Here is a 10,317-nt window from a genome sequence, read left to right on the forward strand (position 1 = left end):
TGATGTTTTATCTGGAGGATCTGGAAATGATTTGCTAGATGGAGGAGAAGGTATTGACACCCTTACTGGTGGTACTAATAATGACACTTTAATTGGTGGAACTAATGATGATAAGTATATGTTTTATTCAGGAGATGGAATAGACACAATTAATGATTCATCAGGTACATTAGATGAAATTAACTTTGAGTCAGATGTGAGTAGAACCAACATTGCTTTATATTATGATAGTACAACAGGTGATCTTCTTATTGATTATGGTTCTACAGCAGGTAATGATAAAATCAGCTTTGTTGATTATAATTACAATACAGATAATAGCCTTGAAAGAATTGAAGATGGTGATGGTTATTATCTAGGTATAACTGAAATAAATAATATTATTGCAGAAATATCAAGCTATAATGCTAATAATGATCCTGATCTGTTAAGTGCCGAAGATGTTAAAAATAATTCAACATTAATGACTTATATTTCAGGTCAATGGCAATCATAGGATAATTTAAATATCTTTTAAACCTGAAGGAAACAGCACTAAGTGCTGTTTCCTCTGTTTAGTTAATGAAATATGCTGAATAATTCAAGTTCTACATAATTTGAATTCACTATTTACGTTTTTTTAGTGTTTCATGTAAGGCATGTTCCAGGTCAACGGTTGAATTAAATGTTTCATCAGGGATGTTTTCAATTACATCACGGAGATGTTCTTTTTTACCTACGTGGTATTGTACTTTCCGATCACCATATTTTTCCAGAATATCTTCTTTTGACATTGGAAAACTAGCACCTTTAAATGCTTGCGCTATTGCTGCTGCACCGTATACACCACTTTTCTTTTCAGGTTCTTTTTTAGTTAACCCAAACAATTCCGATAACCTATTTCTTAAACCTCCAAACATAATCTCACTCTCTCATTATTTCTATGTAACCATTTATCTGTTTATTCATTCTAACTGATTAATAGTAGGGTATACATCACCCATTCTTATAATATTGTTATTAGACATTATGTTTAAAGCACGAATAACGAGTGTTTTATCAGGTTAATAACAAGGTTTTGGTAATTTTGTTGGGATTTCAGGATGTAAATTTACTCAGATTAAGTATATATACAAATAACCCTAAAAACATTGTTAGAAAATAAATTATTTTAGCTGTCATTTTATCTTATCAACTCATTTAAAATTTCAGATTTTATTTTAAAATCCTGTAAAAATAGTCCCCGAAGAAATTTTGCTACAACGTAAATTGTTAGTTTTAAATTAAGTCTGCCTGTTTAAAAGGCTTTAATCGTTAATTTAAGTTGGGTAATGGATATTACCTCTGAAGAGTTAGTATTGCAAGATAAATGAGTATAAAATATAATTCAAAAGTTTTCATAATAATAGAAATTTTTCTTTTAGCCTGTTTTTTCTCTTTATCCAGCGTACAGGCTAAGGAATATCAGGCTTTAAACAAAACAATTCTTAAATACACTGAGAAAACAAAGATTTTGGAATCTCAAAGTAAAGATGCAGAATTAAATCTTGCTCAATTAAAGCCTAACAAAGCAAATTCTTCTCAATTTCAGGAAATACAGGTTCAAGAAATACAGGAAGATATTTCATCTTTAGAATTACCTACAGAAGAAGCTCAACTGGACATTGCAACTACTCATTTGATCTCAGAAAATTATTTACGGGCAATAGATGTTTTAGAAAAGTTAAAACCTACGGATCGTGTTAATTATGGTTTAGCTAAAGCTTATTATGAAATCGAGAGATATGATTTGGCCCTTAAAAAACTTGAAGATAATAAACTTAAAGAGGCAAAAGAATTAAAAGAGGCTATTCAAATGTTAATTAGACCTAAATTTGAACCTTTTTTCGGCTTTCATGAAGAATCAGGTAATTTGAATAGTAAAGTTAATTTTAAAGAATATGGTGGAGATTTTACTTTTTATCCCAAAGCAAATTACGGAGTTAAATCAGGAATTTCTGCCACTCCGTTTGTCTCAAAAAATGGACTTGCTCATACAACAGCAACTTTGTACTATGCTGGACTTGAGATTAAGCCAACTAACAACCTTTCTTTTGATTGTGAAGCAGGAATTGATTCTTATTCAAACGGAGGAGTTGGAATACTTGGTAATGCTTCTTTAATTTATAGTTTAAATGACTTTATAGTACTTGATTTAGGCTATATTAGACAAAGGCAGGAAAACTCAGTATTAAGCGCTGTAGGTTTAACCCCTGAAGTTGGCCCGTTTGCAAATGAACTTGTTGGGAGAGTTAAAAATAATCAGTTTAACTCTGGTATAGAACTAAAATTACCCCATAAAAGCTATTCTTCCTTGAATTATAATCTGGGATATAGAAGAGGAAGCAATGTTCCAGCTAATCCTTACCATGAAATATCCGGTGAAGTTGGAAAAATTTTTTATTCAGATCCGAAAAATAGCTTGCTTAATTTAGTACAGGCTGGATATGGTTTATTTTATGAAACAAATAAAGAAAATAGATCCGGTTTTGGCGGGGCTTCCTTAGAATTTTCTCCTCTTGGAAGTGATGGTATTTCTCCTGAACCTTCACCAAATAACCCTGGTATTGGAGGATATTTTAGCCCTGAGTATCTAGTTTCAAACATTTTTAATATTCAATTTCAAGGAAACCTTGCCCCTGCCAATTTAAGTTATATATTTACGCAATATTTAGGGACTCAGAGCATAAAAAACGAGGGAACCAACATCTTATGGGGTAGTGCTATTACGATAGGAATTAATGAAAAAGGAAAAAAAGGTGTTAGAATAGGTTATCAGGCAGACAACTTTAATTTAACCAGGCATCATAACTTTATTATAAAATTAATCTATAGATTTTAAGTTATATTTGTTATTTTGGCTTTATAAATATAAAGATAGGTTAATTATTCTATAAATACCATTTTTACATTTACTTGAAACCTTGTTTTTACACCTTTTTATGGATTTATTATTTTGATATTTTTAGTATCATATACATAATATATCTTATAAATTATAAATTACAATTTTTTATCAATTTACTTGATTTATAGGAAATTAAAATTGGAAACAGAAGTTGTAAAAAAGTTTCTTGAGTTTTTATCTCAAAACAAAGAAAACATTAGTGAAAATGAATTACTATCTCTGAAAAATCATGAGATTTTCTCTAATAATGCTAATATTTTAGAAAATATTACTTATATAGTTGAATATTTAGAGAGAGAAAGAATAATCAGATGGATTATAGATAGTATAAGAGAATCTTTAGATCTGAATGAGGTTCTTCAAACCACAGTTGAAGAAGTAGGGAAATTACTTAAAGTTGATAGATGCTTAATAGCATTATTTAACAAGGAAACTCACAAATTTGAAGCTAAAAATGAATATCGAACAAGTGAAGATATCCCTCCTATCCTTGGTAATGAATTACTTATAAATAATTCTATAGAATACTATAATAATTTGGTTGTGGATCATATACCGATTATATTTAACAAAATAACATCGCCAGATGCAGCTAATGAAAAAGCAAGACAGTTTTATAAAGTATATAAATCCAAGTCTGCAATTATAGTTCCTGTTATTCATAAAGGAGAAGTCCTAGCAGCTTTTTCTATACATCAAGTTGAAAAACAGAGAGAATGGGAGTCAAATCATATAGAGTTATTAACTGATATTGGAAATCAAGTTGCTATTGCAATAAAGCAGGCTGATTTATATTCTACTACTCAGAAACAAATTGAAAGAGAAGCCCTTTTAAGAAGAGTTACTAATACAATCAGAAGCTCTCTTGATATAGATGAGGTTTTAAATAATATTTGCTCGGAATTATTTAATTTATTTAAAGTTGATAAAGTAGCTTTATCAAGATATTCAGAGTATGAAAACGCCCCTGTGTGGACTTTTCTTGTTGAGTATCAAATTAAAACCTGCTTACCAAAGCTTAGAGATATTAATCCTTCTCATCAAACAAGCGCTTACTTTGCAGAATGTATTTTTGATAAAGGAGAAAATATCGTAATAGAAAATATGAATGATTCTGATTATCCTGAATTTTTTAGAGATATTTATAAAAAAATAGGGGTAAAATCACTCTTAGCCGTTCCTATTAAAAAAGATAATGAAAAATGGGGAGCTATCGGTCTTTTACAAAATAAAAATTATAGACAGTGGTCCCAAGATGAGATAAATCTCTTGGCTATAATTGCTGATAATATTTCTATCGCTATAAAACAGGCAGAATTATATTCAATTACTAAGAATCAAGCAGAAAAAGAAAAACGAAATGCAGAAAAAGAAAAACGAAATGCAGAAAAAGAAAGATTACTAAGATCTATTATAAGCAAGATTAGAAAAAGTCTCAATATTGATGAGACTTTAGAAATTGTATGTAAGGAAGTAGCTGAATTATTTAATGTTGGTAAAGTTACGGTATTTAAATATCCCAATAAAGATAATTATCAAGAGTTTCTATTAATGCGAGAATATAAAGCCAGAGAGGAATTTAAGGGAATTCAGACTTTGGGATGTAACAGTCAAATCGGTGATTACTTTGCAAAAATAATACTCAATAAAGAAGAAACAACTTTAGCAATTGATAACATTGATGAATATCAAACACCAGATTTCTTTAAAGAATTTTTTAACATCACAGAGGCGAAATCTATGATATTCACCCCCATTAAACAAGGAGATGAAGTATGGGGCATAATAAGTTTAGTAGAATATGATTATTTTAGACGTTGGACTCAAGAAGAAATAAGACTGCTAGAAACTATAGCTGATCAAATATATATAGCAATTAGTCAAGCGAATTTATTTAGTAAAATTCAGCAGGCCACTCGATTAAAAAGTGAATTTGTAGCAAATATGTCTCATGAATTCAGGACTCCTCTTAACGCTATTATTGGCTTTTCAGAAATGATACTAAAAGGATATTATGGACATTTATCTGATAAAGGATTGGAATACCTAAAAAACATAACAATAAGTGGAAAGCATTTATTGCTTTTAGTTAATAATATTCTTGATCTTTCTAAAATTGAATCAGGAAATGCTAATCTGGTTTATGAAAAATTTAATTCAGAACATGCAATAAATGAAATAGTGCTTACACTAAGAAGTTTAGCCATTAAAAAGAATATTAGTATAGAGTTGCAGCTGGAAAATATTACCATAAATGCTGATTTAGGTAAGTTTAGACAAATAATGTATAATCTTCTAAGTAATTCTGTTAAATTTACTCCTGAGAATGGTAAAATTGCTGTTTCAACATCGATTGAAGATAATATGTTAAGGGTAAATGTTGATGATACAGGAATAGGAATAGCCAGAAAAGACTTTGATAAGATTTTTAAGGAATTTACACAACTCGATTCTTCCTATACCAGAAAACAAGAGGGAACTGGTTTAGGTTTAGCATTAACTCAAAAATTGGTCGAATTACATAAAGGTTCTGTTAATTTTGAGTCTCAGGAAGGTAAGGGAACTCGATTCTGGTTTACCTTACCTGATGCTGAAAAATTAGAATAATTACCTGGTAACTGTTTTTAACCTTTGAAAAACTATTTTCCAATCAATATTTTTCAAGGTTAACTTAATTGTTGTTCTATAGCTTGAAAAACTTTATTTGAATCAATATTCAAACAATCCAGATAATCACAGGATGTTTGTCTTTTGTCCCAAAGACAAGGACTACAATCGATAGAATCTTCTCTAACAGCAGTAAACCTGTAATCGTCTTGAGGAAGTAACTTTTTCTCATCTGTAGGGCCAAATATGGCAACTATAGGAGTTCTAGCCCCTACTCCAACGTGCATTGGTGCAGAATCAACACAAACAAGCATGTTTGATAAACTTATTAAAGCTGCAAGTTGGGAAATGTTCTTTGTTTCACCATAAAGATTAATTAAGCTATCATCAGGAAGATTATATCTTGCAAGTTCAGCTCTTATTTGCAGAAATACTCCTTCATCATCAGGTCCACCCGTTAAAATAACCTTGTATTTTCCTGAGCAAAGAAGTTTAACGATTAATTCAACCCAATTGGTTATAGACCAGAATTTAATTATGCCTTTTTCAATACTAAGTTTGCTGACTCCTGGATGTATTGTAATAATTTGTTTATCTCTGATCCCTATTTTTTCGTTTGCCCATACTAAATTCTCGGGTAATATGTTTATTTCAGGCAAGCCAGAATCTTGATCTGTATTAATAGCTATAGCTAAATCATGATACATATCAGCTGCATATTGATTTTTATTAAGAGGCACAGCTTTTGTAAGGAGTATTTTGCTTAATATCCCACTATCATAGCCAATTCTTTTTCTAATACCTGTTAAAAACAATAAAATTGCTACAAGTTTTGAACTGCCTGAAGAAACCACAACATCATATCTACCGGACCAGGCTTTAAATATAAGTTTAATCAGGTTTAAATATTTAAATTTTCCTTTAACATCACAGGTAATGATTTTATCAATTAAAGAAGATAGTTCTTTAATTGATTTACTCCTTGGTTCGACTGCTAAAGTCAGGTAAGGTACAGGATAAAAAGCACGAATTGTTTTTAAAGCAGGTAAAAATAAAATCTCATCACCAATACCGCCAAAGTTAATGGCTAATATCTTTGTTTTTTTAACTTTATTCCGTTTTTTTATCATATTCTTATTTTATTATACTTTTCAAATTTGAAAATATATAAATTATTCTTGTTTTTGGGAAAGAGCTAAATTTGATGTAGTAACAATGCAGAGTATTGCTATAAGTATCCAGAATATTAAATTTACCTGAGGTCTATACCATATTGTATCGACAAAACCATGAGTCATCATGCCGGTTATTCCTATTAAGCAGCTTGATACAATAATTTTATTTTCTACTAAATTAACCTTGTTACAAATATACTTTATACTTTTAATAAAACTAAATAATATTAACCAAATAAATATTAATAAACCAAAAATTCCGGTTTCAACTGCTACTTCTAAAGGAACGCTGTATGATCCGAGAGCATCAAACCCGGTTATCATATATAGTCCATAAATAAGTCTGAAAGTGGTATTTCCTGGGCCAATACCTGTAAGCCAATTATCAAGAAACATTTTTATGCTGGCAGAATAAACATTAAATCTGTAGGAATTACTGCTATCAGCCCTAAACATAAAAATAGATGTTATTCTATGTTGAAGAGCCGGTGACAATAAAATAGCTGCTATTACTAAAACTGTACCAAGAATGATACTTGCTACCCATAATTTTTTGAGCCATTTGATATGACCATATTCATGCCAGATAATATGACCTGAAATAAGAACGAAGACAAAAGACATTGCAGCAGTGGCTATATATGCTCCTCTTGAACCTGTAAATACAATGGCAAGAAGAATGGCCAATGCCCCTATGAGAGAAATTAATCCTATACGTATATTTTTTTTATTTAAAAACCAGAAAGCTACCCCAAGAGCAGAAGAAAATGATGCAATAAGATAACCTGCAAGTAAATTAGGATTAAATGGTTTTAAAGTACCATAAACCCTATTCATTAATTGTTCAGGATTAACTTCTGTTTGGTCTTGCCAGGAAGCAAGAGCTTCAACCCCTATTACTTGTTGATAAACAGCATAAAAGGCTTCGATAGATGCAGATAATGCTATTAATCCCATTAAATAAATAACTCTTTTAGGGTCATTTCTAAGAATATTCAAGAAAACCAAATATCCGCTAAAATAAATGATCATTTTTATATAGCCTTTTATACTTGGAATTAATAAAGATGAAAAAGCTACACTTATCCCTGCTATTACAATATATAAAAATACGGGTATATCAAAACTTGTAAAATGATGCTTTTCTCCTTTTATACACAGAAATTTTATTCCTAATAGAGAAAAAGCGGTTATTGTAATAAATCCTATAATTTTTGTTGAAGCAAAAGGTATTGCAATAATAAGCAAAGAAATTAATAACAAAATAAAAGTATCAATATTTTTAACCAGTTTACTAGTTTGAGCAAAATATGACATTTTATCCTGAATAAATTCAAGAAGGCTGTTTAACTTAGTAAAAATCAGACTCTTATTCATAGCCTGTACTAAAGATGAATCTTCTTGAACATCTATTTTATTTAATAGCCTCATAAATAAAGAAGATTTTATGAAATCCATAATTATTTAAGTACTCTTACGTCTGAAACCACACCATTAAGTCTATATTTATAGCCTTCTAAAGTTACAAGAAGACCGGTTTTAATCTTGTTTCCTCCAATAACAGGACCATCAGCTGTTATTGTAGCTTTATCTGTTAAAGTAACAAGAAAATTATATGTATAAGGTGCGGTTGGATCAACTACAGCAAGAGCTTTTCCAGGATTATTAACATCCGGAATCACTGTTTTCCAGGGTTCCATTTCTGCTTTTACTATTTCTAGAGAAGTATATGGAACGTTTCTAATTGTGATAAAAGTTTTTTCTTTAGTCTTAAATACACGATCTTCACTTGAAAGTTTTAAGCCTCTTATTACAACATCAAACTCAATCATTGATTCTTTTTTAACTACATTGGCAGAAGTTGCGTATCGGCTGCTTTTTACAAGCACTAAACCTGTAACAGCAATAAGAACGATTAAAACAATGCTTAAATCGATAATATTTATAAATCCAAAAAGTTTTCCATTTTTAATCATAAATTTAAACCCCAATTTTTATACTTTTAAGCTCATATTTTCGATATTTAATTTATCAATAGTTTCTGTTAACTCATAAATAGTGGTGGTTGCTGATCCAAAATGTCTAACAACTATACTTGCAGCGAGGTTTCCAAGAAACATACATTCAGATCCCTTTACTCCCGAACAAAGTCCAAGGGTGAAAGTTCCGACAACAGTATCTCCAGCTCCGGTAACATCAAAAACATCTGTTTTATTGAAAGCAGGAATACTTGTAATATTGCCATTTCTTTCAAATAATATCATTCCTTCACTTCCTCTAGTAATTAATATCATTTCAGAGGAAGTTTTTTCCAGTAATTCTTTTCCTCCTTTTATAAGGGTCTCGTGATCTTTTAATTCATAGCCAAGTGTTCTTTCAGCTTCAGGCTGGTTTGGAGTAATTACTGTTACTCCCTGAAATCTTGTAAGATCTGTTTGAGCATCAACAGCTATAAACATGTTATGTTTTTTAGCTGCTTGTATTGCAGCATCAATAACATTCTGGGTCATAACCCCAATGCCATAATCAGAAAGCAAAATAGCATCAAACTCATGAGCACACTTGTTAATATTATCAATTATTTTAGTTTCTGTATTACTGTTAACACAAGCATTAATTTCTCTATCAATACGTACGATTTGCTGAGTAACTGATTGTGTAGATGATCCTGATATTCTGGTCTTGGTTGTAGTTACTCTTGAAGGATCAAGCACCATATGCGAAGTATCTATCCGTGCTTTATTAAGAGCGTCTAATAATATAGGACCATAGTAATCTTCACCATAGACTCCTATAGTAGCTACCCTGTCTGAACTTAGAGAAGCAATATTATGTGCAGCATTTGATGCTGTTCCCAATATAATATTTGTATGTGTATGCTTTAATATTAAAACAGGTGCTTCTCGTGAAATTCTGTGAGTTTGGCCATAAATCATTTCATCTATAGCAAAATCACCTATTACGAGTACACGGCCTTTATTTAAATTTTGTATAATAGATTTTAAGTTGGATTTATCAAAAGTAACCACGGTAGCTCCAAATTTACTAAACATCTAAAAACGATAAAATTATAAGTCTAAAATAAATTCATGTACAAGATTAATTAATATTATTACAAATATTTTGCAAGGTGAAAAAATTGACCGAATCTTCTAACAATTTTAAAGTAAAAAAATCTAAATATTTTAGTGAAGATGATATAGTTCAAGGGCCTAAAAAGTTCGTTTTTCAGATTTATCCTGAAAATGTTAAGTTTATAGAAACATTATCCTATCAGGAAAAACAGGATTTTATTAATCATTTAATTTCTGAAAGCAGAAATGAAATAAACGAAAAATATAAATATAAGCAACATTTTAATTGGGTTAAAAATGCAATAATCATTGTTGTATTAATATTAGTTGGTATTCCTCTTCTGTTTTATCTGGCAAGTATTTCTCTGAATGTTACAAAGACAAATTATTCAGAAATGCAAAGCAATTTTGAAAAATTATTCTAGAAAATTTCTTAAAAAATTCGGTAGTGGTATAAAACAAAGTGATAAAAAATTCGTCATGTAAACTGTCCAAAAAATGAGGGCAGGGAAATGAGGAATAGACTGGGAAATTG

The 10,317-nt window shown here is 30.2% G+C and carries 8 protein-coding genes and 1 pseudogene; 4 read left to right on the forward strand and 5 right to left on the reverse strand.

Translation table 11 applies throughout. The features are described 5' to 3' along the window. Positions 1-496: pseudogene (locus A2255_00795) on the forward strand (hypothetical protein). Positions 497-605: 109 nt separating this feature from the next. Here A2255_00795 and A2255_00800 read toward each other — a convergent pair. Beyond that, positions 606-899, reverse strand: coding sequence for a hypothetical protein (locus A2255_00800; protein ID OGI21152.1), 294 nt, complete (start codon positions 897-899; stop codon positions 606-608). Positions 900-1,348: 449 nt separating this feature from the next. Here A2255_00800 and A2255_00805 point away from each other — a divergent pair, with 449 nt between their 5' ends. Then, positions 1,349-2,860, forward strand: a complete 1,512-nt coding sequence (locus A2255_00805; protein OGI21153.1) for a hypothetical protein — start codon at positions 1,349-1,351, stop codon at positions 2,858-2,860. A 204-nt stretch (positions 2,861-3,064) separates the two neighbouring features. Further along, entirely contained in the window at positions 3,065-5,533 is a 2,469-nt protein-coding gene (locus tag A2255_00810; protein ID OGI21154.1) for a hypothetical protein, read from the forward strand. 59 nt (positions 5,534-5,592) lie between these two features. Here the strand turns inward: A2255_00810 and A2255_00815 are convergent, their stop codons facing one another. The 4 genes from A2255_00815 to A2255_00830 are packed head-to-tail and all read right to left on the reverse strand — an operon-like array spanning position 5,593 to position 9,761. After that, positions 5,593-6,663, reverse strand: a complete 1,071-nt coding sequence (locus A2255_00815; GenBank protein ID OGI21155.1) for a hypothetical protein — start codon at positions 6,661-6,663, stop codon at positions 5,593-5,595. Positions 6,664-6,705: 42 nt separating this feature from the next. Further along, positions 6,706-8,166 carry a hypothetical protein gene (locus tag A2255_00820; protein OGI21156.1) on the reverse strand — a complete coding sequence of 487 codons (1,461 nt, stop codon included), beginning with the start codon at positions 8,164-8,166 and terminating at the stop codon, positions 6,706-6,708. A 2-nt stretch (positions 8,167-8,168) separates the two neighbouring features. Then, positions 8,169-8,684 carry a hypothetical protein gene (locus A2255_00825; protein OGI21157.1) on the reverse strand — a complete coding sequence of 172 codons (516 nt, stop codon included), beginning with the start codon at positions 8,682-8,684 and terminating at the stop codon, positions 8,169-8,171. 18 nt (positions 8,685-8,702) lie between these two features. Continuing rightward, positions 8,703-9,761 (reverse strand): hypothetical protein, encoded by a 1,059-nt coding sequence (locus tag A2255_00830; GenBank protein ID OGI21158.1) that lies wholly within the window; start codon positions 9,759-9,761, stop codon positions 8,703-8,705. Between the two features lie 86 nt (positions 9,762-9,847). Here A2255_00830 and A2255_00835 point away from each other — a divergent pair, with 86 nt between their 5' ends. Next, positions 9,848-10,207 carry a hypothetical protein gene (locus A2255_00835; GenBank protein ID OGI21159.1) on the forward strand — a complete coding sequence of 120 codons (360 nt, stop codon included), beginning with the start codon at positions 9,848-9,850 and terminating at the stop codon, positions 10,205-10,207. The last annotated feature ends 110 nt before the right edge of the window (positions 10,208-10,317 follow it).

Source organism: Candidatus Melainabacteria bacterium RIFOXYA2_FULL_32_9 (assembly GCA_001784615.1).
In the GTDB taxonomy this organism is placed as follows: Bacteria; Cyanobacteriota; Vampirovibrionia; order Gastranaerophilales; family UBA9579; genus UBA9579.